The following is a 22,722-nucleotide window of genomic DNA, read 5'->3' on the forward strand; positions in this document are numbered from 1 at the left end:
GGTGAGTGCCCTCACAACCGCCGGTGACCGGCCGGTGAACGGCGACCGGCGCGCATACCCGGCTCGGCGTCCGGCGGCCCGGCAGCCCGGCGGGCGGGCTGAGGCGTTGGTCACCCGGTCCCAGCAGGTAGGCGACCGGCGCGGTGGTCCTGGCGGTCGCCGCCGGCCGGTCCCCTCGGCCGAACCGTGCGAACGGGCACCGACGCCCGACGGCCCCGGCCCGGCGCCGGGGAGAGCGCCGGGTCGGGGCCGTCGGTGCGGCGCCCGGTCGTACGCCGACGACCGGGCACCGCGGGCAAAGCGTCAGGCGGTCTCGGTGATCGGGCGGTCGACCCAGCTCATCATGCCGCGCAGCTTCCGGCCGGTCTCCTCGATCGGGTGCGCCGCGCCCTCGGCCCGCCACTTGGCGAAGTTCGGCCGGCCGGCGTCGTCCTCGGCGATCCACTCGCGGGCGAACTCGCCGGACTGGATCTCGGAGAGAATCTTGCGCATCTCCTCCTTGACCCGGGCGTCGACGACCCGCGGGCCGCGGGAGAGGTCGCCGTACTCGGCGGTGTCGGAGACGCTGTAGCGCATCCGGGCGATGCCGCCCTCGTACATCAGGTCGACGATGAGCTTCAGCTCGTGCAGGCACTCGAAGTAGGCGATCTCCGGGGCGTAGCCGGCCTCGGTGAGCACCTCGAAGCCGGTCTGCACCAGGGCGGCCGCGCCGCCGCAGAGCACCGCCTGCTCGCCGAAGAGGTCGGTCTCCGTCTCCTCGGTGAACGTGGTCCGGATCGCGCCGGCGCGGGTACCGCCGATGCCCTTGGCGTACGACAGGGCGAGCGCGAAGGCCGAACCGGAGGCGTCCTGCTCGACGGCGACCAGGCAGGGCACGCCCTTGCCGTCGACGTACTGCCGGCGGACCAGGTGACCCGGGCCCTTCGGGGCCACCATCGCCACGTCCACCTCGGCCGGCGGCTTGATCAGGTCGTACCGGATGTTGAAGCCGTGCCCGAAGAAGAGCGCCTTGCCCGGGGCGAGGTGCGGCGCGATCGACTCCGCGTACAGGGTGCGCTGCACGGTGTCCGGCGCGAGCAGCATGATCACGTCGGCCTCCGCCGCCGCCTCGGCCGGGGTGACCACCCGCAGCCCCTGTTCCTCGGCCTTGACCCGGCTCTTCGAGCCGGTCGGCAGGCCGATCACCACGTCGACCCCGGAGTCGCGCAGCGACAGCGCGTGGGCGTGGCCCTGGCTGCCGTAGCCGATCACCGCGACCTTCTTGCCCTGGATCAGGCCGAGGTCGGCGTCGTCGTCGTAGTACACCTCAACGCTCATGACTTCCCTTTCGCGTACGGCGGCCCGGGCGGCCCGTCGTGGATCGTTGCGTGTTGTGGGCGGGCGGCGGGCCGCCTCAGGCGGCCCGCAGCGCCGGCCCGGCGGTGATCGACCGCGAGCCGCGCCCGATCGCCACCAAGCCGGACTGGACCATTTCCTTGATGCCGAAGGGTTCGAGGTCGCGCAGCAGCGCGTCGAGCTTGTCCGGGGTGCCGGTGGCCTCGATGGTCAGCGTGTCCGGCGCCACGTCGACCACCCGGGCCCGGAACAGGTTCACCGTCTCCAGCACCTGGGCCCGGGCGGTGCGGTCGGCCCGCACCTTGACCAGCAGCAGTTCCCGGGCCACCGAGACCTGCGGGTCCAGCTCGACGATCTTGAGCACGTTCACCAGCTTGTTGAGCTGCTTGGTGACCTGCTCCAGCGGCGAGGACTCGGCGTTGACCACGATGGTGATCCGGGAGACGTCCGGATTCTCCGTCTCGCCGACGGCGAGACTGTCGATGTTGAAACCGCGCCGGGAGAAGAGTCCGGAGACCCGGGCCAGGACACCCGGCTTGTTCTCCACCAGCACCGAAAGCGTGTGCATCGTCATGCCACGACCTCGCTTCGCTCGGTCGCGCCCTGACGACCACGTCGACTGATCTTGATGATTCGTTCGCTTCGCGCACTCATGTCAGACATCGTCCTCATCGAAGACCGGGCGGACGCCGCGGGCGAACATGATCTCGTCGTTGCTGGTGCCGGCGGCGACCATCGGCCACACCATCGCGTCCTTGCCGACCACGAAGTCGATCACCACCGGGGCATCGTTGATCTCCATGGCGGCAGCGATGGTCCCGTCGACGTCCTCGGCCGTCTCGCAGCGCAGCCCGACGCAGCCGAGCGCCTCGGCGAGCTTCACGAAGTCGGGGATGCGGTGCTTGTGGGTACCGAGGTCGGTGTTGGAGTAGCGCTCCCCGTAGAACAGGGTCTGCCACTGCCGCACCATGCCGAGGTTGCCGTTGTTGATCAGGGCGATCTTGACCGGGATGCCCTCCAGGGCACAGGTGGCCAACTCCTGGTTGGTCATCTGGAAGCAGCCGTCGCCGTCCACCGCCCAGACCACCGAGTCGGGCCGGCCGACCTTGGCGCCCATCGCCGCCGGCACCGCGTAGCCCATCGTGCCGAGGCCGCCGGAGTTCAACCAGGTGTGCGGCTTCTCGTACGAGATGAACTGCGAGGCCCACATCTGGTGCTGGCCGACGCCGGCGACGTAGATGGCGTCCGGACCGGCGATCTCGCCCAGCCGCTTGATCACGTACTGCGGGGAGAGCGTGCCGTCGGCCGGCTCCTCGTAGCCCAGCGGGTAGCGCTTGCGCAGGTCGTCGAGCTGGGCCCACCAGTCGGCCAGGTCGGCACGCCGGCCGGCCTCCTGCTCCGCCGTCACCGCGCTGATCAGCTCGTCGATCACGTGCCGGGCGTCGCCGACGATCGGGACGTCGGCGTGCCGGTTCTTGCCGATCTCGGCCGGGTCGATGTCGGCGTGCACCACCGTCGCGTCCGGGGCGAACGAGTCCAGCTTGCCGGTGACCCGGTCGTCGAAGCGCGCGCCGAGGGCCACGATCAGGTCGGCCTTCTGCAACCCGTAGACCGCGGCGACCGTGCCGTGCATGCCCGGCATGCCGAGGTGCTGCGGGTGCGAGTCGGGGAATGCACCGAGCGCCATCAGGGTGGTGACCACCGGGATGCCGGTCAGCTCGGCCAGCCGGCGCAGCCCCTCGGTGGCGCCGGCCTTGAGCACGCCGCCGCCGACGTAGAGCACCGGCCGCCGGGCGGCGGTCATCAGCCGGGCCGCCTCCCGGATCTGCTTGCCGTGCGGGTGCAGGGTCGGCCGGTAGCCCGGCAGGTCCAGCGTCGGCGGCCAGGCGAACGTGGTGGCAGCCTGGAGGACGTCCTTCGGGATGTCGACCAGCACCGGGCCGGGCCGGCCGGTGGCGGCCAGGTGGAACGCCTCGGCCAGCACCCGCGGGATCTCGTCGGCGCTCTGCACCAGGAAGTTGTGCTTGGTGATCGGCAGGGTGATGCCCTGGATGTCCGCCTCCTGGAAGGCGTCGGTGCCGATCGACGGCCGGGCCACCTGGCCGGTGATCGCGACCACCGGCACCGAGTCCATGTACGCGTCGGCGATCGGGGTGACCAGGTTGGTCGCGCCGGGGCCGGAGGTGGCGATGCAGACGCCGACCTTGCCGGTGGCCTGCGCGTAACCGGTCGCCGCGTGCCCGGCGCCCTGCTCGTGCCGGACCAGGATGTGCCGGACGGTGGAGTCGTAGAGCGGGTCGTAGGCGGGCAGGATCGCGCCGCCCGGGATGCCGAAGACGACGTCCACGCCGAGCGCCTCGAGCGAGCGCACCAGCGAACCGGCGCCGGAAACCTGGGCCGGGGCGGGTGGGCGTACCCCCGGAACGGCCGGGGTGGCCGCGGCGCGGACGGCCGCGGCGTGGTCGGCGTCGCTCGCCGGCTCGGCGGCCGTGCGCGCCCGCCGGGCGGAGTGGGCGAGTGTTTCTGGCGTGGGTCTGGTCATGGCGGTTCAGGCCTTCGGCTGGAGTGGGTGAGGCTCTTCAGGCATTGGAACGCGGGCGGGGCCCGCTCCGACGGGTTTCGATGGCAACAAAAAAGCCCTCGTGCAGGATGCACGGGGCCAGCGCACTCTCAGCGGAGGAGAGTGCGCTCAGGTAAGTACTCGCAGCGACCGGGACATGGGGTCAAGCCTGACGCATCTCACGCGATGAGTCAACTGATCCCACATGTTGGTTAACGGACTTCGGCGCGTCGCCGCCCGACACGCCTGCGGCACCCGGCCCGACCTGCCCGGACGCGGCCTCGGCCGGGCGCGGGGCGGGCGGCCGGACCGGCCCGACCACCGGCGGGGTCGGGAACGGGGCGGACGGCCGGGCCGGGCGGGCGCCCGGCGAGGTGGCCGCCTCCAGCATCGCCTCCAGGTGCTCGGCCGGTACGCCCCAGCCGCAGAGCGCGCCCTGGCCGAACCGGCAGCCGGCGGCGACCACCGCGGCCAGCTCGGCCGGGGTGGTCACCCCCTCGGCGATCACCTCCAGACCGAACTGGTGGCCGAGCCGCATCACGATGTCGACCATCGGCGCGAACGCGGGACCGTCCCGCCCCACCGGCCGGACCGGCTCGTGCTCGGCGACCAGGCTGTGGTCGATCTTGAGGATGTCGATCGGCAGGCGGCGCAGCTGCCCGAGCGACGAGTAGCCGGCTCCGAAGTCGTCCAGCGCGATCCGCACCCCGGTCAGCCGCAGCGCGGTCAGCCGGCGGATCAGCTCGTCGAGGTCGGTGGCCACGGCGTGCTCGGTGACCTCCAGCACCAGCCGCTGCGGCGGGACGTGGTGGGCGCGCAACGCCTCGGCCACCTGCACCACGTACTCCGGGGCGTGCAGTTCACGTGGCGAGACGTTCACCGACACCCAGACGTCGTGCCCGTCGGCCAGCCAGCGGGAGAGCTGGTGGCACGCCTGGTGCAGCACCCAGGCGCCGAGCTTGGCGATCATCCCGCACTCCTCGGCCAGCGGGATGAACTCGTCCGGGCGGACGTTGCCCAGCTGCGGGTGGTGCCAGCGCAGCAGCGCCTCCGCGCCGACCGGGCGTACCGAGGGCAGCGAGGCGACCGGCTGGAACACCAGCCGCAGCTCGTCGCGCTCGATCGCGCCGCGCAGCTCGTGCTCCAGCGTGGTACGCCGGCGCAGCAGCTGGTCGTAGGCCGCGTCGTAGCGCTCGATCCGGTTCTTGCCACGCTGCTTGGCGTGCCGCAGCGCCAGGTCGGCGTGGCGCTGGAGCAGCTCCACGTCGGGCTCCCCGGCCCAGCCGGCCAGCCCGATGCTCACCGAGAGGAAGACCGGCCCCTCGGACTGGTCGTAGGCGCGGCCGAGCACACCGAGCAGCCGCTCGGCGACCCGGTCCGCCTCGGCCGGGCGGCCGTGCAGCAGCACCGCGAACTCGTCCCCGCCGAGCCGGGCGGCCACGTCGCCGGGGCGCAGGTTGCCGCGCAGCCGCCGGCCCACCTCGGCCAGCACCGCGTCGCCCACGTCGTGGCCGCGCATGTCGTTGACGTTCTTGAAGCCGTCCAGGTCGAGGCCGAGCAGCACGCACGGGGTGCCGGCCGCGGCGCAGCGGTGCAGCGCGCGGAGCAGCCCGCGCCGGTTGGCCAGCCCGGTGAGCGCGTCGGTGTGCGCCAGCTCGCGGAAGTGCGCCTCCCGCTCGGCCAGCCGGCCGGCGTAGCCGCGCACGTCGTGCAGGGTCAGGAACTGCCGGGTCACCAGGGCGAAGCCCTCCACGCTGCCGGCCGCGACGGCCAGCGCGCCGAACCGGCCGTCCTGGGACAGGTGGTAGACCGCGGAGGCGGCCATCGCGACGATCGGGAGCAGGGCGTACTCGCCGTCGCGGCCGATCAGGTCGAGGTCGGCCCGGTCCGGCGGGTCGACCCGGCGCAGCGCCAGCGCCCCGGTGAGCGCCCCGGCGGCGAGCAACGCCGCCGAGCTCACCGCCACCGTCGGCCCGGCCTGGCAGAGACCGGTCGCCATGCCCATCCCGCCGCAGGTCAGCGCGATGGCACCGGCGCCGGCGGCGGCGAGTCGGGCGCGCGACTGCGGCGCGCGGAAGACCACGATGAGGGCCACCCCGGCGGTGAGCGCCGCGGCCACCGTGGCGATCAGGATCGCCGGGCAGGCCATCGGGGTGGCGTCGCCGAGCAGCCGGGTCGGCTCGGTGAAGAGCACCCAGCCGACGAACCAGAGCGCGCCGGCCATGATCAGCCCGTCGAGGACCAGCCGGGCAGCCGCCGCGCGGGTCGGGGCGACGCCGGGCAGTCGGAGCAGCCCGGCGCAGAAGAGCAGCCCGCCGGCCGCGGTGCCGACCGAGACCAGCGTGGCCCAGTCGGTGCGGGAGCCCTGCTCGTGCTCCCAGTGCGCGGCCGCGTCGGACACCTCGGCGAGGCCGACCAGCACGGTCGCCACCGCCACCGCCCCGGCGGCGGCGAAGAGCAGGTGGGCCGGGCGCCGGGGGGCCGCGCGCCGCCGGGCGGTGGCGGCCAGCAGCACCGCGGCCGAGGCGGTCGCGAGCCCGCTCAGCACCGCTACCGCGACCATGCCCGGGGGGAGATGCACGTCTCAACTCTGCCGGATGAGCGCTCCCCGTGGGGGATCGGGTGCGCAACTGTTGGGACACGGCCCGCGCACCCGCCGGCCGGTGCGGTGGCGGTGCCAGACTGGTAGTCATGCCTGAGCTGCGGTCGAAGACCTCCACGCACGGTCGGACGATGGCCGGCGCCCGGGCCCTCTGGCGGGCCACCGGGATGACCGACGACGACTTCGGCAAGCCGATTGTCGCCATCGCCAACAGTTTCACCCAGTTCGTACCCGGTCACGTGCACCTCAAGGACATGGGCGGCCTGGTCGCCGAGGCGGTGGCCGAGGCCGGCGGGGTGGGCCGCGAGTTCAACACCATCGCGGTCGACGACGGCATCGCCATGGGCCACGGCGGGATGCTCTATTCGCTGCCCAGCCGGGAGTTGATCGCCGACGCGGTGGAGTACATGGTCAACGCTCACTGCGCGGACGCCCTGGTCTGCATCTCGAACTGCGACAAGATCACCCCGGGCATGCTGCTGGCCGCGCTGCGGCTGAACATCCCGACCGTCTTCGTCTCCGGCGGGCCGATGGAGGCCGGCAAGACGACGGCGATCGAGGGGGTCGTGCACAGCAAGATCGACCTGATCGACGCGATGATCGCCTCGTCCAACGAGGCGGTCACCGACGGCCAGCTCGGCGAGATCGAGCGGTCGGCCTGCCCCACCTGCGGCTCCTGCTCGGGCATGTTCACCGCCAACTCGATGAACTGCCTCACCGAGGCGATCGGGCTGGCGCTGCCGGGCAACGGCTCGACGCTGGCCACCCACGCCGCGCGCCGCTCCCTCTTCGTCGAGGCCGGGCGCACCGTCGTGGAGATCGCCAAGCGGTGGTACGACGGCGACGACGCCTCCGTGCTCCCCCGCACGATCGCCAACCGGGCCGCGTTCGAGAACGCGGTCGCCCTGGACGTGGCGATGGGCGGCTCGACCAACACGATCCTGCACCTGCTCGCCGCCGCCCGCGAGGCCGAGCTGGACTTCCACGTCGCCGACATCGACGAGATCTCCCGCCGGGTGCCCTGCCTGGCCAAGGTCGCCCCGAACTCGCCGCAGTACCACATGGAGGACGTGCACCGGGCCGGCGGCATCCCGGCCATCCTCGGCGAGCTGGACCGGGCCGGCCTGCTGCGCCGGGACGTGCACGCGGTGCACTCCCCCTCGCTGTCGCGCTGGCTGGCCGACTGGGACGTCCGGGGCGGCTCGGCGACGCCGGAGGCGGTCGAGCTGTTCCACGCCGCCCCGGGCGGGGTGCGCACCACCGAGCCGTTCTCCACCACCAACCGCTGGTCGTCGCTGGACACCGACGCGGCCGGTGGCTGCGTGCGGGACCGCGAGCACGCGTACTCGGCCGACGGCGGCCTGGCCATCCTGCACGGCAACCTGGCGCCGGACGGCTGCGTGGTGAAGACCGCCGGGGTGCCCGAGGAGTGCCTGACCTTCCGCGGCCCGGCCAAGGTCTACGAGTCCCAGGACGCCGCCGTCGAGGCCATCCTCAACAAGCAGGTCGTCGCCGGTGACGTGGTGGTGATCCGCTACGAGGGGCCGAAGGGCGGCCCCGGCATGCAGGAGATGCTCTACCCCACCTCGTTCCTCAAGGGCCGGGGCCTGGGCCGGGCCTGCGCGCTGCTCACCGACGGCCGGTTCTCCGGCGGCACCTCCGGGCTCTCCATCGGGCACGTCTCGCCCGAGGCCGCCTCCGGCGGGCTGATCGCGCTGGTCCGGGAGGGCGACGAGATCGTGATCGACATCCCGGGCCGCTCGATCGAGCTGAACGTGCCCGAGGACGTCCTCCAGGCCCGCCGCGTCGCCGAGGAGAAGCGGGACCGCCCGTACACCCCGGCCGACCGGCAGCGGCCGGTGTCGGCGGCGCTGCGCGCGTACGCGTCGATGGCCACCTCGGCCAGCGACGGCGCCTACCGCCGCGTCCCGGAGTAGCGCGCCCCCACGCCACCCTCCGGCGCCGGTATGGTCCGGCGTCGGGGGTGGGCGATCATGAGCTACGCGGGACTGGTCCGGCCGGTCGTCGACCGGGTGTACGTGGGCGCCCGGCAGGCGGCCCGGAGCCGGATCACCGCCTACTACGCCGAGCGCGGGCTCCGGCCCGGGTTCGAGGTGAGTTTCAACTTCGGGCTGCTGGCCCGGCCGATGCCGGCCCGGGCGCTCGACGACGTGCTGGTCTACGTCGGCGCGGACATGAGCGCCGAGCTGGCGCAGGGCGTGGCCGAGGTGGACGCCGACGGCGCCTGGCGGCTCACCGGGCTCGGCCGCGAGCTGGCGGCGGCCGTGCAGCGGATGACCGGCGAGGCGGCCGAGGAACGCTGGGCGGCCGCGCCCGCGTACCTGCCCGGCCTGGCCGCGGTGCCCCGGCTCGCCGACCTGGTCGGCCGGCTGCTGGCGCACGGGCTGACCACCGGCGGGACCGGGTTTCGGGCGATGGCCCCGGTGTACGAGCCGCCGGACGCCTCCCCGGCACTGCGGCTGACCTCGCGGCTGGGTGCGCTGCGGCACCACCGCGGCGACGCCCACCGGGCGGCGTGGCGGGCGGCCGGGCTGACCGTTGCGGAGATCACGGCGCTGCCGGACGGGTCCGCCCGCCGGGCGATCGAGGCCGAGACGGACCGCCTCGACGAGCCGGTCTACGCGGCGCTCACCGCCGAGGAACGCCTGGAGCTGCTGGCCGGGCTCGGCGCCCTGCCCGGCTGACCCAGCGGCGTCGGACCGGCACGAGATCCTGGTGAGGACGGCCCTTGACGGGGGCCCTGTCCTACCAGGACCTGGAAGCCGACCCGCCGACCGTCAGGCGGGGTCGACGACGCGGTCGACGACCAGTTGGGCCGCGCCCATGATGCCGACGTCGGGGCCGGTGACGACCCGCTCGATGAGCAGCGCCTGGGTGGCCAGCGGCAGGCACCGCTCATAGAGGGTGGCCCGCATGCTGGCCAGCAGTGGCTCGCACTCGGCGAGCCGGCCGCCGATGGCGACGACCTGCGGGTTGAAGAAGTTGACCACGACCGCGAGGATCTCGCCGATCGACCGGCCTGCTCGGCGGGCCAGCGCGGTGGCGTGCCGGTCGCCGTCGTCGATCAGCCGCATCACGCCGGTCAGGTCCTCGACCGGTACGCCCTGCTCGCACAACGCCGCGACCAGGGCCGCGCCGCTGGCCACCGCCTCCAGACAGCCGGTGTTGCCGCAACTGCACAGCGGCCCGGGGTCGGCCACCACCCGGCAGTGGCTGATGTCGCCGGCGGAGCCCTGGGCCCCCCGGTGCAGCCGGCCGCCGGAGATGACGCCGGCGCCGATCCCGGTGCCGGCCTTGACGTAGACCGCGTGGTCGAGGTCGCCGTGCACCGCCCGGTGTTCGCCGAGCGCCATCAGGTTGGCGTCGTTGTCCACCACCACCGGCACGTCCGTCCGGCGGGCGCAGAACTCGCGGACGTCGAAGCCGTTCCAGCCGGGCATCCGAGAGGGGCTGACGATCCGGCCGGTGTCGTACTGGACCGGGCCGGGGATGCCGATGCCGATGCCGCGCAGCCCGCTGCCGGCGGTACCGCCGCGCTGACCGGGCACCGTGGCGGCGGGCGCCAGCGCGGCGACCTCGTCGAGCAGCGCGCCGAGCACGGCCTCCGGCCCGTCCTCGATGCGTACCGGCCGGGTGCGGGCCTCGACGACCCGCCCGGTGAGGTCGAGGGTGCCGAGCCGGGCATGGTGCGCGCCCAAATCGATCGCCCCGATCAGCGCGCCGCCGGTGGGCACCGCGAGCTGCCGGGGCCGACGGCCGCCGCGGGACTTCCCGGCGCCCGTCTCCTGGAGCAACCCTTCGCTGATCAGTGCCTCGACCCGCTGCGAGACGGTGGACGGCGAGAGCCCGGAGAGCCGGGCGAGATCCGCACGACTGACCGCCGCTCCGCTGGCCACCAACCGGAGCAGCTCCCGTGGACCGCCGCGTAGGCCGTCACGCGGGGCGTCGTCAATCGTCACGCGAGGTTCATAGCATCCGAACTTTCTTCCGGCAAGCTGTTGACTTAGTTTGTGCTCTCGCATTAGATGGCCCCGTTGATTCGAGAAGTGCATAACTTTGTTCGGACGTCGTAGAAAGTGAGGCGAGCTGTGGCACCGACGGCGGCACCCGACCTCGCGGGCCGGAGCGAGCCCACCCGCCCGGGCCGGCCGATGGTGGCCGTCCGCGGCCTGCAGAAGTGGTTCGGCCCGCTGCACGTGCTCAAGGACGTCGACCTGACCGTGGCCGCCGGCGAGGTGGTGGTCGTGATCGGCCCGTCCGGTTCCGGCAAGTCGACGCTCTGCCGTTGCCTCAACCGCCTCGAGGTCGCCGGCGAGGGCAGCATCGAGATCGACGGCGAACCGCTGCCGGCCGAAGGACGCAAGCTCGCCCGGCTGCGCGCCGACGTCGGCATGGTCTTCCAGGCGTTCAACCTCTTCGGCCACCGGACCGTGCTGGACAACGTCACGCTCGGCCCGGTACGCGTCCGCCGGATGCCGAAGGCCGAGGCGCGCGAGCAGGCGCTGGCCCTGCTCGACCGGGTCGGCATCGCCGACAAGGCCGACCACTACCCGGCGCAGCTCTCCGGCGGCCAGCAACAGCGGGCGGCGATCGCCCGGGCGCTGGCCATGCGGCCGAAGGTGCTGCTCTTCGACGAGCCGACCTCGGCCCTGGACCCGGAAATGGTCAACGAGGTCCTGGACGTGATGGTCTCCCTCGCCGCGGAGGGGATGACCATGATCGTGGTGACCCACGAGATGGGCTTCGCCCGCCGCGCCGCGGACCGGGTCGTCTTCATGGACGACGGCCGGATCGTCGAGTCCGGCACCCCCGACGAGTTCTTCGCCGCCCCCAGCACCGAGCGGGCGCGCGACTTCCTCTCCAAGATCCTCCAGCACTGACCCCCGAGGAGGGTGGCATGTCATTTCTCCACACGAGCTTCACGCGACGCCGCGCGCTGACCGTGGCCGCGACGGCGGTGACCGTCGCGCTCGCCGCCGCCGGCTGCGGCGACGGCGGCTCGGCCCCGACCCTGCCCGGCAAGTCCGGCGGCGAGAAGGTGGCCCAGTCGGTGTTCGACGCCGCCCCGGTGGCGTCCGACGCCGAGATCCCGGCCGGCTCCACCATGGACATGATCCGCAAGCGTGGCTACCTGAACGTCGGCGGCTCGCTGGACGCCCCGCTGCTGTCCCAGCAGAACCCGGTCACCGGTGAGATCGAGGGCTTCGACGCCGACATGGCCAAGCTGCTGGCCAAGTACATCATCGGCAAGCCCGAGGTGAAGACGGTGACCATCGGCACCCAGACCCGGGAGGCGATGCTCCAGGCCAAGTCGGTCGATGCGGTCTTCCAGACCTACACGATCACCCCGCAGCGGGCCACCCAGGTCGCCTTCGCCGGGCCGTACCTGACCTCCGGCCTGGCCGTGGCGGTCCGCAAGGACGAGACCGGCATCAAGGGCGTCCAGGACCTGGCCGGCAAGACCGTCATCGTCGGCGCGAACACCCCGGCGGTCACCGCGCTGCCCACCGCCGCCCCCGGTTCGAAGCAGGTCGCGTTCGCCACCGACCCGCAGGCCGTGCAGGCGCTGCTGCAGAAGCGCGGCGACGCCTACGTGCAGGACTTCACCCTGCTCGCCTCGGGCGCCAAGGCGAACCCGGGGATGAAGGTGGTCGGCGAGCCGTTCACCACCGAGGCGTACGGCATCGGCCTGAACCGCGAGGACGCCCAGTTCAAGGAGTTCGTCAACAACTGGCTCAAGAAGATCCAGGCGGACGGCACCTGGGCCAAGGTCTGGGAGAGCACCCTCGGCTCGGTGGTGGAGGGTGGCACCCCGACCCCGCCGGCGATCGGCTCGGTCGAAGGTTCCTGAGGACCCCCACCCGCCATGGACGCCCTCACCGCCCACCTCGACGAACTCGGCCACGGGTTGGTCACGACGGTCCAGCTGACCGTCGTGACCACCCTCGGCGCGCTGTTGCTCGGCGTCGTCGTGGCCACCCTGCGGGTCTGCCCGGTGCCGCTGCTGCGCACCGTCGGCATGGTCTACGTCGAGGTGCTGCAGAACCTGCCGCTGCTGGCCCTGCTGGTGCTCTTCGTCTTCGCGCTGCCCACGATCGGCATCACGTTCCCGCTGTTCACCTCGGCGGCCATCGTGCTCGCCGCCTACGAGGGGGCGTACCTGGCCGAGGCGATCCGCGCCGGGATCAACACGGTGGGGGTGGGGCAGGCGGAGGCGGCCCGCGCCATCGGACTCACCTTCAGCCAGTCCCTGCGGTACGTCATCCTGCCGCAGGGACTGCGCGCGGTGATCCAGCCGATGGGCAACATCTGCATCGCGCTGCTGATGAACACCTCGCTGGCCGCCGCGGTCGGGGTGGTCGAGCTGACCCAGGCCGCCAACAACGTCAACCTCGTCGAGGCCCAGCCGATCGCCGTCTTCACCGGCGCCGGCCTGGCCTACATGCTGCTGGCGCTGCTGATCGGTCGGCTCACCGGCACGCTGGAACGAAGGTTGGCGATCGTCCGATGAGCTCGAACCAGCAGATCCTCTTCGACGTGCCGGGCCCGCGAGCCCAGCGCCGGATCCGGATCGCCACCGTGCTGGGCGCGCTCGCCGTCCTCGGCGGGCTCGCCTGGGCGGTGCACCGGTTCGCCAGCTACGGCGAACTCGCCGCCGACCGGTGGCAGCCCTTCACCACCTGGCCGATCTGGCGCTACCTGCTCGACGCGCTCTGGAACACCCTGCTCGCCGCCGCGGCGACCGCCGTGCTCAGCTCCGTGCTCGGGCTGCTGCTCGCGCTCGGCCGGCTGTCGGCGCACCGGCCGGTACGGTGGCTGGCCGGCGCGTACGTGGAGGTCTTCCGGACCGTACCGGCGCTGCTGCTGATCTACGTGACGCTCTTCGCACTCCCCCGGTACGGCCTGAACTTCCCGCTGTTCTGGAAGCTCGTGGTGCCGCTGGTGATCTCCAACTCGGCGGCCTTCGCCGAGATCTTCCGGGCCGGCATCAAGGCGCTGGACCGGGGCCAGACCGAGGCCGGCCTGGCCATCGGGTTGCGCCGGGGGCAGGTGATGCGGTTGGTCGTCCTGCCGCAGGCCCTGCTCCAGCTCACCCCGTCCCTGGTCAGCCAGCTGGTCGGGCTGCTCAAGGACACCTCGCTCGGCTTCGTGGTCAGCTACACCGAGCTGCTCTACAGCGGTCAGGTGCTCGCCTCGTACACCAACCTGCTGATCCAGACGTTCCTGGTGGTGGCGCTGATCTACCTGGTGGTCAACGCCTCGCTGTCGAAGTTCGCCCGCGTCCTGCAGGCCTGCAACGGGCGGTTCACCGCCCGCGGCCGGTCGGCCGGACCGGATGCGACCGTGCTCACCCGAGGGGGTAACCGGTGACCGACCGCCCGTACGCCGAACTGGCCCGGGTGACCCGCAACGGCTTCGTGGAGAGCCGGCACCACGGCAGCGTCGTGGTGCTCGACCCGACCGGCGCCGTCGCGCTGCGGGCCGGCGTACCCGACGAGCCGGTGCTGCCCCGCTCCACCCTCAAGCCGGTGCAGGCGCTGGCCTGCCTGACCGCCACGGCGGCCGCCGACTCCCCGCTGGCCGGCGTGCTGACCGGGCCCGCGCTGGCCATCGCCGCCGGCAGCCACACCGGCGACGACCGGCACGTGACCGTGGTACGCGACCTGCTGACCGCCGCCGGGCTGACCGAGGACGCGCTCGGTTGCCCGGTCGACTGGCCCGAGGACGAGGCCACCCGGGAGCGGCTGATCCGCACCGGCGAGCGGCGCAGCCGGATCCGGATGAACTGCTCGGGCAAGCACGCCGCCATGCTGGTCGCCGCCGTCGCCCGGGGCTGGTCGACGCCGGACTACCTCGACCCGGCACACCCGGTGCAGCGGGAGATCGCCGCCGCCGTGGCGCGGCTGGCCGGCACCCCGGTCAGCACCGTGGCGGTGGACGGCTGCGGCGCGCCGCTGTTCGGCCTGCCACTGACCGGGCTGGCCCGCACCTTCCAGGCGCTCGCCCAGGCTGCGCCGGGCAGCGTCGAGGAACGGGTGGCCGAGGCGATGCGCCGCCATCCGGAACACGTCGGAGGGTGGCACGGCCACCCGAACACCGACCTCATGCGGGCGCTGCCCGGGGTGCTCGCCAAGGGCGGCGCCGAGGGCGTGCTGGGGGTGGCGACCCCCGACGGCTACGCGGTCGCCGTGAAGGCGATCGACGGCAGCCCCCGCGCCACCACCGTGATCGCGCTCGCCGCGCTGGCCGAGGCCGGCGCGGCGGTCGACGGCGCCCCGGAGCTGCGCCGGGTGCCGGTACTCGGCGGGGGCGAACCGGTGGGCGCCGTCACCGCCGCCATCGACTGGACCGCGGGACCGGCCCGCACGGAAGAGGAAGACTGATGACGACATTCGAGATCTGCATCGACAGCGTCGAGGGAGCGATCGCCGCCGAGGCGGCCGGCGCCGACCGGGTGGAGCTCTGCTCCGCACTGTTCGACGGCGGGCTGACCCCCAGCATCGGCACCATCGAGACCGCGCTGCGCAGCGTGGACCGGATCCGGGTGCACGTCATCGTCCGCCCCCGGGCCGGTGACTTCATCTACTCGCCGGCCGAGGTCGACGCGATGGTGCGCGACGTGCAGGCCGCCGTGGCGGCCGGCGCGCACGGCGTGGTGATCGGGGCGCTGACCCCGGAGGGAGACGTCGACGTCCCCACCACCCGCAAGCTGATCGAGGCGGCCGGCGACGTCAGCATCACCTTCCACCGGGCGTTCGACATGGTCCGGGATCCGTTCCAGGCGCTGGAGCAGCTCGTCGAGCTGGGCGTGCACCGGGTGCTGACCTCGGGTCAGGAGGTGAGCGTGCTGGAGGGGGCCCCGCTCATCGCCGAGCTGGTCCGCCGGGCCGGCGACCGCATCGTCGTCATGCCGGGTGGCGGCATCACCCCGCGCAACATCGCCCGGATCATCGAGGCCACCGGCGCCCGGGAGTACCACTTCGCGGCGCTGGTCAGCTCGGACAGCCCCGCCGTGCACCGCAACCTCCGGCCGCTGATGGGCGGGGCCCTGAACCGGCCCGAGTACGAGCGCTCCGGCACCTCCGGGGAGCTGGTCGGCCAGGTGCTCGCCGCGGCCCGCGGCTGACCGCCCGGCCACCGAAGGCCTGACCGGACGATCCGGCGGGGAGGCGCCCCCGCCGGATCGTCGTCTTTCCGCCGACCGGCGCCGTCGGCTTCGACCCGAGCCCCAACCGAGCACGACGCCGACCGCGCCGGGAGCGCCTGGGAAGATCCGTTCGCCGGCCGGCCTCCCCGGTCAGCGGCCGGTGACGCCGGCGGGTGCGGCCTCGGCCGTCCGGTCACCGGCGAGCGCGATGGACCGGGCGTGCCGGATGGCGCTGGGGGTGTCCGGGAAGACCAGCCCGTCGCGGCGCAACTGGTCGGCCACCCCGAGGGCGGCCAGCACCTGGTCGTGCCCGGGCGCGATCCCGGAGAGCAGCACCGTGATGCCGCGCCCCTGCAACCGGAGGATGGCGTCGCCGAGGACCTGCGCGCCGGTGGCGTCGATGGTGGAGACCCGGGACATCCGCAGGATGACCACCCGCACGTCGGCGACGTCGGAGAGCTGGAGCAGGAAGTTGTGCGCCGCCGCGAAGAACAGCGGCCCGTCCAGCCGGTAGGCGACGATGTGGTCGGCGAGCAGCGCGTGCTCCTCGGCGCTGTGCTCACCCCGGTCCAGCGGCACCTGCTCCACCCGGGCCGTGCGGGCCACCGCCCGCAGGGCGATCACCACGGCCACGCCCACCCCGACCGCCACGGCGGTCACCAGGTCGAGCGCCACGGTGACGGTGAAGGTGAGCACGAGCACCAGCGCGTCGCCCCGGGTGGCCCGGGCCAGCGCCCGCAGCGAACCCGCCTCGACCATCCGCACCGTGGTGGCCAGCAGGACGCCGGCCAGCGCGGCCAGCGGGATCCGGCCGACCAGCGGAGCGGCGGCCAGCACGATGGCGGCGAGCGCGACGGCGTGGGTGAGCGACGCCAGCTTCGAACTCGCGCCGGCGCGCACGTTCACCGCGGTCCGGGCGATGGCGGCGGTCGCCGGAATCCCGCCGAACACCGGTGCGGCCAGGTTGGCCAGGCCCTGGCCGAACAGCTCCCGATCGGGATCGTGGCGCTCGCCGACCGTCATGCCGTCCGCGACGGTGGCGGAGAGCAGGCTCTCCAGCGCGGCCAGCGCCGCCACCGCCAGCGCGGAGGGAAGCAGCACGCCGACGGCGGCCGGGTCGAGGAAGCTCAGCGACGGCGCCGGCAGCCCGTTGGGCAACGCGCCGATCCGGGCCAGTTCGACCGGCACGGTCTCCGCCAGCACGGTGGCCAGCGCCACCCCGATCAGCGAGAACGGCAGGCCGGGACGCCACCGGGCGCCGAGCAGCATGAGCGCGGCGACGCCGAGGGCCACCGCGAGCGGCGCCGGCGCGGGGTGGGCCGCGAACCGGACCACCGCGTCGGCGGCGACCGCCCAGACCCGCTCGCCGTGCGCGTCGGCCACCCCGAGCGCGGCTGGCACCTGTTGCAGGGCGATGACCACCGCGATGCCCGCGGTGAACCCCTCGATGACCGGGACCGGCAGGTAGCGGACGTACCGGCCGAGGCGGGCCAGCGCCAGCGCGATCAGCACCAGCCCGGCCATCGCCCCGACCATCAGCACGCCGGTGGCGCCGAAGCGCTGCACCACCGGCACCAGCACCACGGTCATCGCCCCGGTGGGGCCGGAGACCTGGAGGTTGGAACCGCCGAAGACGGCGGCGACCGCGCCGGCGACCACCGCGGTCACCAGGCCGGCCTGCGCGCCCAGGCCGGAGGTGACACCGAAGGCCAGGGCCAGCGGCAACGCCACCACGGCCACGGTGACCCCGGCGAGCAGGTCCCGCCGGGGCGAGCGGCGCACGGCCCGCCAGTCGGCGGGTTGCGGCAGCAGGCCGAGCAGGCGGTCGCGGACCAGGCCGAGCGCGGCGGTCACCGGGCGGACCCGTCGGCCCGCAGCTCGCCGAGCAGCCCGTCCCGGTCGGTGAGGACCGCGCCGAGGATCCGCCGCCCGGCGGCGAGCAGGTCGGCCACGTCCGGGGTGCTGAGCGCGTACATGACCAGGGAGCCGTCCCGCCAGGTGCTGACCATGCCGGCCCGGCGCAGCACGGCCAGCTGCTGGGAGAGGTTGGACGCCTCGACGTCGATGGCCGCGAGCAGGTCGCGGACCGGTTTCGGCCCGTCCTGGAGCAGTTCCAGCACCCGGATCCGCACCGGATGCCCGAGCGTGCGGAACAGCTCGGCCTTCGCCTGGTACAGCGGCACTGACACGCCGTCGCCTCCCCCTGCCGCATGGCCACCCGCCGCACGACCCTGAAGACTTTAGCACTTGCAGAATTTTTCAAGTCGACAGCGCGATCCGGCCACCTCACCCTCCGCATTTTGGAAACGCTCCCGTAGATCGAGATACGTTGACTTAACCGGATAAGTGATGCCACCGTACGGTCCGGTTGCGGCAGTGTCAACGATCGATTACCGCCGACCTGTCCGATTACTCCGAGGGGTCATGGGAGCACGACCATCAGTGCTAGCCGGTGCTAACGGCGGCAGCTCCGCCACCACTTCGGCCTACTGGCAGGAGGTACTTAACCGAGAAAGCTCCCTGCCTCACGGCGGGCAGCGTCGGCGCGGCAGCCGAGCACCGGCCAGGTGCAGTACCGTGATCTCCGCCGGCCGCCCGGCGGGCGCGTCCCCGGGGCGGGCGGTTCCGCCGCGGGCGGGCAGGCAGCGCGCCGTCCCGCCGGCGGGCGGGAGGGAGGAGGAGCACGCCGGTGAAGCGGCCGACCATCGCCGACGTCGCCCGACGGGCCGGGGTCTCCAAGGGCGCGGTGTCGTACGCGCTGAACGGCCAGCCCGGCGTCTCCGCGGCCACCCGCCAGCGGATCCTCGACATCGCCGCCGAGATGGGCTTCAGCCCGAGCAGCGCGGCCCGGGCGCTCTCCGGAGCCAGCGCCGAGGCGGTCGGGCTGGCTCTGTGCCGCCCGGCCCGGACGCTCGGCATCGAGCCGTTCTTCATGGAGCTGATCAGCGGCGTCGAGGCGGAACTCGCCGCCCGGTCGTACGCCCTCACCCTCCAGGTGGTGACCGACCCGGCGGCCGAGATCGCTGTCTACCGGCGCTGGTGGGGTGAGCGCCGGGTCGACGGCGTGCTCGTCTGCGACCTGCGCACCGACGACCGGCGGGTGCCCGTGCTGGAGGAGCTCGGCCTGCCGGCGGTGGTGATCGGCGGCCCGGCCGGCACCGGCCGGCTGGCCAGCGTCTGGTCCGACGACGCGGCCGCGCTGGTGGAGACGGTGGAATACCTGGTCGCACTCGGGCACCGGCGGATCGCCCGAGTCGGTGGCCTGCCCGACCTGCTGCACACCGAGATCCGCACCGAGGCGTTCGACCGGGCGTGCCGGCGGCTCGGGCTCGCCGACGCGGTCACCGTGCCGTCGGACTACACCGGCGAGGAGGGCGCACGGGCCACCCGCCGGCTGCTCAGCTCCGCCGCCCGGCCCACCGCGGTGATCTACGACAACGACGTGATGGCGATCGCCGGCCTGTCGGTGGCCCAGGAGATGGGGCTGGCGGTCCCCGCCGACCTGTCCATCGTGGCCTGGGACGACTCGCCCCTCTGCCAGCTGGTGCACCCGCCGCTGACCGCGCTCAGCCGGGACATCCCGGCCTACGGCGCGCACGCCGCCCGGCAGCTGCTGGCGGTGATCGGCGGCGCCGACCCGGCCGGACTCCAGGACGAGACGGCACACCTCACCCCGCGCGGGAGCACCGCACCGCCGCGGAGCGGCTGAACCGACACCGGTGGCGCCTCAGCGGAACGCGGACGGGAACTCCTCGAAGTACGCCTCGACCCGCTCGGCGGTGGCCGGCCGGGCCAGCGCGAACCCCTGGCCGTACCGGCAGCCGGCCCGGCACGCGCCGTCGACGTGGGCTGCCGACTCCAGCTCCTCGGCGACGATCTCCAGCCCCAGCCGGTCGCCCACGTTCACCACCACGTCGATCAGCGGACGCTCCGGATCCGCCGGGTCGACCAGCTCCGGGCCGACCTTCAGCAGGTCGATCGGCAGCCGGCGCAGCTGGGCGAGCGAGGCGTGCTCGGCCCGGAAGTCGTCCAGGGCGGTCCGGATGCCGAGCGACCGCAACCCGGCCAGCCGGGCCACCACGGTCGGCAGCTCGGCGCCCACCCGCGGCTCGGCCACCTCGACCACCAACCGGTCCGGCGGCACCCCGAACGCGTCGAGCACCGCCGCGGTGCGCGGCACGAAGTCCGGCGAGACGAGTTCGGGAACGCTGACGTTGATCGCCATCCAGAGCTCCCGGCCGCCGGTGGACCAGGCGGCGAGCTGGCGGCAGGCCCGCTCCAGCACCCAGCAGCCCACCTCGCCGACGAGGCCCAGGTCCTCGGCCACCGGCAGCAGCTCGGCCGGCAGGACCGTGCCGAAGACCGGGCTGCGCCAGCGCAGCAGCGCCTCCGCGCCCACCGGCAGCCGGTCGGCCAGCCCGATCACCGGCTGGTAGACCAGGTCCAGCTCGCCCCGGGCGAGCGCCCCCGGCAGCTCCCGCTCCAGGTCCAGCCGGCGGACCAGCTGTTCCTCCAGGTAGGCGTCGTACCACTCGACCCGGTCCCGGCCGAGCTGGACGGCCCGCCGCCGGGCCAGGTCGGCCTGGCGCAGCACGTCCTCCGGCCCGGATCCGGCGACCTCGGCCAGCCCGATGCTCGCCCGCAGCCGCAGCACCGCCCCGGGCACCTGGTAGGGCTGGGTGAGCGCGGCCAGCAACCGGCTGCCCAGCGCGTACGCCAGAACCGGTCCGGCGGGGGTGAGCACGGCGAACCCGGCGCCGCTCGGCTCGGCGAGCAGGTCCCGGGGGCCGAGCACCGCGCGGGCCCGGCGGAACGCCTCGGTCAGCACGTCGTCGCGGACCGCGAACCCGGGCCCCTCGGCGGCGCCGGTCAGTTCGACGACCAGCAGCGCCCCGGACGGCGCGGGCGCGTCCCGCAGCGCGTCGAGGGCACGCAGCAGTTCCGCCCGGCCGGCCGGCACCGACGCGCGGGCGGCCGGCGGATCGGCCGGGGCCGGCCGGGCACCGAGCAGTCCGCGGAGCAGCAGCGGCGGCACCACCGCGAGCGCGAGCAGGACGGCCGTCGGGTCCGCCGCGCCGACGCGGAGCTGCTGCCCGGCGCCCAGCACGGCCAGCCCGAGCACGCTGGACGCACCGACCAGTTGACAGCGTCCCACTCCGCCGTACCGGTAAGCCTCGGTCAGCGTGACGAGCGCGCAGGCGGTCGGCGCGCCGAGGGCCGCCGCCACGGCGAGCCGGGTCGGGCCGGTGAGCGGGTCGGGCAGCAGCAGCCAGGCGGCGAGGACCAGCGCCACCGCCGGGCCGGCCGCGTCGGCGGCGTGGCGCCGGAGGCGTCGGGGCGCCGGCGGGAGGGAGGCGAGGGAGGGGTACGGAAGGGGCACGGCGATCGCCTTCGTGAGGGGGCACGGGGGCGGTGCGGGGCGCGGACGGCGGCGCGGAGCCGAGTCCACCGTCCACCTGAGCCGAACGACGGGCGGCCCGCCGGGTGACGGGCACCGGACAGTGACCCGCGTCACTACCGAGTCGATGTCCGGGCCGGGTTCCCGCCCGGCGGGAACGGCACCGGGCCGGGGTGGGATCATCGGAGGGTGAGCCGCTCCGACACCGTCCGCTTCCGCCACAACCAGGCGATCCTGGCCGCCGCGGTCATCGCGACCATCGGCGCCCTGCCGCTGGCCAGCGCCCGCTGGTACCTGCTGCCGGTGCTGCTCGTGCCGGTGGCGGTGGCGCTCTGGGCGTGGCGGGCCGGCACCGACGCCGACGCCCGGGAGCTGCGGCTGCGGGCGCTCGCCGGGCAGCGCCGGATCGGCTGGGAGCACGTCGTGGAACTGGCCACCGACCCGCGCGGGCGGGCGGTCGCCCGGCTCGACGACGGGCAGCAGGTGGTGCTGCCGGCGGTACGCGGCGCCGACCTGCCCCGGCTCGTCTCGGCCACCGGGCAGGCCCTGCCGGGCTCGGCCGGCTGAGCGGGAGCCGACCGCCGCGCCGCGGCGGCGTCCGGCGAAACCCACCACAGCGGCTGGGCGACCTGCGGCACGGGCCCGCGGCTCGCGGGCTGGTGGGCTGGTGGGCTGGTGGCTCAGTAGCCGTCGACCACGGCGTTGATCAGCGGCTCTCCGGCCGCGAACCGCCGCACCTGGTCACCGACCAGCCGGTACGCGCGCGGCAGCAGCCCCCGCACCGAACCGGCCACGTGCGGGGTGAGCAGCACGTTCGGCATCGCCCAGAGCGGGTGGTCGGCGGGCAGCGGCTCCGGGTCGGTGACGTCCAGCGCGGCGGAGATCCGGCCGGTGGACAGCTCGGCGACCAGCGCGTCGGTCCGGGTGACCGGCCCGCGAGCGGCGTTGACCAGCAGCGCGCCGTCCCGCATCGCGGCGAGGAACTTCTCGTCGACCAGACCCCGGGTCTGCTCGGTCAGCGGCAACAGCAGCACCACGACGTCCGCCTCCGGCAGCAGCCGCGGCAGCTCGTCGACGGCGTACACCCCCTGTTCGGGGCGGGCGGTGCGGGCGACCAGGGTGAAGTCGACCTCGAACGGGGCGAGCCGGACCCGCACCGCCGTGCCGATCGAGCCGGCCCCGACGATCAGGACCCGCTTGCCGGCCAGCTCGTCGGTCGGCGCCTCCGCGTCGTACGCCCACTCCCGGCGGGCCTGCGCCCGGGCGAAGGCGGGAAAGGCGCGCAGCTGGGACAGGATCGCGGCGACCACCCACTCGGCGGTGGACGGGTCGTGCACCCCCCGCGCGTCGCAGAGCGTCACCCCGCCCGGGATCCGGCCGACCCAGGCGTCCGCTCCGGCGGAGAGCAGCTGCACCACCTCGAGGTCCGGCAGCTCGCGCACCAGCGCCGCGGCGGCCGGACCGGCCAGGAACGGCGGCACCCAGAACCGGACGCCGGCCACCTCCGAGGGGAGCCGGGTCGGGTCCTCGGCCACCTCGACCGTGACGCCCGGCGGCGGCTCGCCGAGCAGCGCCCGCCCGGCCTCGTGCGGGATCCATACCTTCACGTCCGCCGACACTAGGCCCCCGCCCCGGCGCCAGGGCGGTCGGGGCGGGTC

Annotated in this window: 19 protein-coding genes; 10 read left to right on the forward strand and 9 right to left on the reverse strand. The window is 74.2% G+C overall.

All coding sequences use genetic code 11. The annotated features are described in order from the left end of the window. Positions 1 to 303: 303 nt before the first annotated feature. The 4 genes from ilvC to GA0070609_RS22380 all read right to left on the reverse strand — a co-directional run bounded on the left by ilvC (position 304) and on the right by GA0070609_RS22380 (position 6,458). Positions 304 to 1,317: a ketol-acid reductoisomerase gene (gene ilvC / locus GA0070609_RS22365; RefSeq protein WP_088995588.1), complete on the reverse strand. Its 1,014-nt coding sequence runs from the start codon at positions 1,315 to 1,317 to the stop codon at positions 304 to 306. Positions 1,318 to 1,393: 76 nt separating this feature from the next. Beyond that, positions 1,394 to 1,909: an acetolactate synthase small subunit gene (gene ilvN / locus GA0070609_RS22370; protein ID WP_088995589.1), complete on the reverse strand. Its 516-nt coding sequence runs from the start codon at positions 1,907 to 1,909 to the stop codon at positions 1,394 to 1,396. 81 nt (positions 1,910 to 1,990) lie between these two features. After that, positions 1,991 to 3,877: an acetolactate synthase large subunit gene (locus GA0070609_RS22375; RefSeq protein WP_088995590.1), complete on the reverse strand. Its 1,887-nt coding sequence runs from the start codon at positions 3,875 to 3,877 to the stop codon at positions 1,991 to 1,993. Positions 3,878 to 4,058: 181 nt separating this feature from the next. Continuing rightward, entirely contained in the window at positions 4,059 to 6,458 is a 2,400-nt protein-coding gene (locus GA0070609_RS22380; protein ID WP_088995591.1) for a putative bifunctional diguanylate cyclase/phosphodiesterase, read from the reverse strand. A gap of 128 nt (positions 6,459 to 6,586) precedes the next feature. Between GA0070609_RS22380 and ilvD the strand changes: the two genes are divergently transcribed. After that, positions 6,587 to 8,434 (forward strand): dihydroxy-acid dehydratase, encoded by a 1,848-nt coding sequence (gene ilvD, locus GA0070609_RS22385; protein WP_088995592.1) that lies wholly within the window; start codon positions 6,587 to 6,589, stop codon positions 8,432 to 8,434. 57 nt (positions 8,435 to 8,491) lie between these two features. Next, a complete protein-coding gene (locus GA0070609_RS22390; RefSeq protein ID WP_088997906.1) occupies positions 8,492 to 9,202 on the forward strand; it encodes a hypothetical protein in 711 nt (236 codons plus the stop codon). Between the two features lie 93 nt (positions 9,203 to 9,295). Here GA0070609_RS22390 and GA0070609_RS22395 read toward each other — a convergent pair whose 3' ends face one another. Further along, positions 9,296 to 10,477 (reverse strand): ROK family transcriptional regulator, encoded by a 1,182-nt coding sequence (locus GA0070609_RS22395; protein WP_197700177.1) that lies wholly within the window; start codon positions 10,475 to 10,477, stop codon positions 9,296 to 9,298. Positions 10,478 to 10,669: 192 nt separating this feature from the next. Between GA0070609_RS22395 and GA0070609_RS22400 the strand changes: the two genes are divergently transcribed. Genes GA0070609_RS22400 through GA0070609_RS22425 form a run of 6 tightly spaced genes read left to right on the forward strand, consistent with a single transcriptional unit; the run spans position 10,670 to position 15,645 of the window. Beyond that, positions 10,670 to 11,398: an amino acid ABC transporter ATP-binding protein gene (locus GA0070609_RS22400; RefSeq protein ID WP_088997907.1), complete on the forward strand. Its 729-nt coding sequence runs from the start codon at positions 10,670 to 10,672 to the stop codon at positions 11,396 to 11,398. 17 nt (positions 11,399 to 11,415) lie between these two features. Continuing rightward, entirely contained in the window at positions 11,416 to 12,369 is a 954-nt protein-coding gene (locus GA0070609_RS22405) for a glutamate ABC transporter substrate-binding protein (protein ID WP_088995594.1), read from the forward strand. Positions 12,370 to 12,384: 15 nt separating this feature from the next. Continuing rightward, complete coding sequence (locus tag GA0070609_RS22410; protein ID WP_088995595.1) at positions 12,385 to 13,029, forward strand: amino acid ABC transporter permease; 645 nt, start codon at positions 12,385 to 12,387, stop codon at positions 13,027 to 13,029. Further along, positions 13,026 to 13,889 (forward strand): amino acid ABC transporter permease, encoded by an 864-nt coding sequence (locus GA0070609_RS22415; RefSeq protein WP_088995596.1) that lies wholly within the window; start codon positions 13,026 to 13,028, stop codon positions 13,887 to 13,889. The genes GA0070609_RS22410 and GA0070609_RS22415 overlap by 4 nt, the downstream gene beginning before the upstream one ends. After that, entirely contained in the window at positions 13,886 to 14,902 is a 1,017-nt protein-coding gene (locus tag GA0070609_RS22420; protein WP_088995597.1) for an asparaginase, read from the forward strand. The genes GA0070609_RS22415 and GA0070609_RS22420 overlap by 4 nt, the downstream gene beginning before the upstream one ends. Further along, positions 14,902 to 15,645 carry a copper homeostasis protein CutC gene (locus GA0070609_RS22425; RefSeq protein ID WP_088995598.1) on the forward strand — a complete coding sequence of 248 codons (744 nt, stop codon included), beginning with the start codon at positions 14,902 to 14,904 and terminating at the stop codon, positions 15,643 to 15,645. The genes GA0070609_RS22420 and GA0070609_RS22425 overlap by 1 nt, the downstream gene beginning before the upstream one ends. Before the next feature lie 171 nt (positions 15,646 to 15,816). Here the strand turns inward: GA0070609_RS22425 and GA0070609_RS22430 are convergent, their stop codons facing one another. Next, on the reverse strand, positions 15,817 to 17,520 hold the full coding sequence (locus tag GA0070609_RS22430) for a SulP family inorganic anion transporter (RefSeq protein WP_088995599.1): 1,704 nt from the start codon (positions 17,518 to 17,520) through the stop codon (positions 15,817 to 15,819). Continuing rightward, positions 17,517 to 17,855 carry an ArsR/SmtB family transcription factor gene (locus GA0070609_RS22435; protein WP_088995600.1) on the reverse strand — a complete coding sequence of 113 codons (339 nt, stop codon included), beginning with the start codon at positions 17,853 to 17,855 and terminating at the stop codon, positions 17,517 to 17,519. The genes GA0070609_RS22430 and GA0070609_RS22435 overlap by 4 nt, the downstream gene beginning before the upstream one ends. A gap of 500 nt (positions 17,856 to 18,355) precedes the next feature. Here GA0070609_RS22435 and GA0070609_RS22440 point away from each other — a divergent pair, with 500 nt between their 5' ends. Then, a complete protein-coding gene (locus GA0070609_RS22440) occupies positions 18,356 to 19,375 on the forward strand; it encodes a LacI family DNA-binding transcriptional regulator (protein ID WP_088995601.1) in 1,020 nt (339 codons plus the stop codon). Between the two features lie 18 nt (positions 19,376 to 19,393). Here GA0070609_RS22440 and GA0070609_RS22445 read toward each other — a convergent pair whose 3' ends face one another. Then, on the reverse strand, positions 19,394 to 21,046 hold the full coding sequence (locus GA0070609_RS22445) for a putative bifunctional diguanylate cyclase/phosphodiesterase (RefSeq protein WP_231928379.1): 1,653 nt from the start codon (positions 21,044 to 21,046) through the stop codon (positions 19,394 to 19,396). Between the two features lie 207 nt (positions 21,047 to 21,253). On the opposite strand from GA0070609_RS22445, the gene GA0070609_RS22450 reads away from it, so the two are divergent. Further along, complete coding sequence (locus GA0070609_RS22450; RefSeq protein WP_088995603.1) at positions 21,254 to 21,631, forward strand: PH domain-containing protein; 378 nt, start codon at positions 21,254 to 21,256, stop codon at positions 21,629 to 21,631. A gap of 113 nt (positions 21,632 to 21,744) precedes the next feature. On the opposite strand, the gene GA0070609_RS22455 is transcribed toward GA0070609_RS22450, so the two are convergent. Then, positions 21,745 to 22,671 carry a 2-hydroxyacid dehydrogenase gene (locus tag GA0070609_RS22455; protein ID WP_088997908.1) on the reverse strand — a complete coding sequence of 309 codons (927 nt, stop codon included), beginning with the start codon at positions 22,669 to 22,671 and terminating at the stop codon, positions 21,745 to 21,747. Positions 22,672 to 22,722: the final 51 nt, after the last annotated feature.

The sequence above is a fragment of the Micromonospora echinaurantiaca genome (genome assembly GCF_900090235.1).
Taxonomy (GTDB): Bacteria; Actinomycetota; Actinomycetes; order Mycobacteriales; family Micromonosporaceae; genus Micromonospora; species Micromonospora echinaurantiaca.

What these genes read in the sequence shown, in the direction of transcription:
- GA0070609_RS22410 (WP_088995595.1), top strand. Translation starts at nt 12,385, where the DNA reads ATGGACGCCCTCACCGCCCACCTCGACGAACTCGGCCACGGGTTGGTC.
- GA0070609_RS22405 (WP_088995594.1), top strand. Translation starts at nt 11,416, where the DNA reads ATGTCATTTCTCCACACGAGCTTCACGCGACGCCGCGCGCTGACCGTG.
- GA0070609_RS22400 (WP_088997907.1), top strand. Translation starts at nt 10,670, where the DNA reads ATGGTGGCCGTCCGCGGCCTGCAGAAGTGGTTCGGCCCGCTGCACGTG.
- GA0070609_RS22380 (WP_088995591.1), bottom strand. Translation starts at nt 6,458, where the DNA reads ATGGTCGCGGTAGCGGTGCTGAGCGGGCTCGCGACCGCCTCGGCCGCG.
- GA0070609_RS22390 (WP_088997906.1), top strand. Translation starts at nt 8,492, where the DNA reads ATGAGCTACGCGGGACTGGTCCGGCCGGTCGTCGACCGGGTGTACGTG.
- GA0070609_RS22375 (WP_088995590.1), bottom strand. Translation starts at nt 3,877, where the DNA reads ATGACCAGACCCACGCCAGAAACACTCGCCCACTCCGCCCGGCGGGCG.
- ilvC (WP_088995588.1), bottom strand. Translation starts at nt 1,317, where the DNA reads ATGAGCGTTGAGGTGTACTACGACGACGACGCCGACCTCGGCCTGATC.
- ilvN (WP_088995589.1), bottom strand. Translation starts at nt 1,909, where the DNA reads ATGACGATGCACACGCTTTCGGTGCTGGTGGAGAACAAGCCGGGTGTC.
- GA0070609_RS22425 (WP_088995598.1), top strand. Translation starts at nt 14,902, where the DNA reads ATGACGACATTCGAGATCTGCATCGACAGCGTCGAGGGAGCGATCGCC.
- ilvD (WP_088995592.1), top strand. Translation starts at nt 6,587, where the DNA reads ATGCCTGAGCTGCGGTCGAAGACCTCCACGCACGGTCGGACGATGGCC.
- GA0070609_RS22415 (WP_088995596.1), top strand. Translation starts at nt 13,026, where the DNA reads ATGAGCTCGAACCAGCAGATCCTCTTCGACGTGCCGGGCCCGCGAGCC.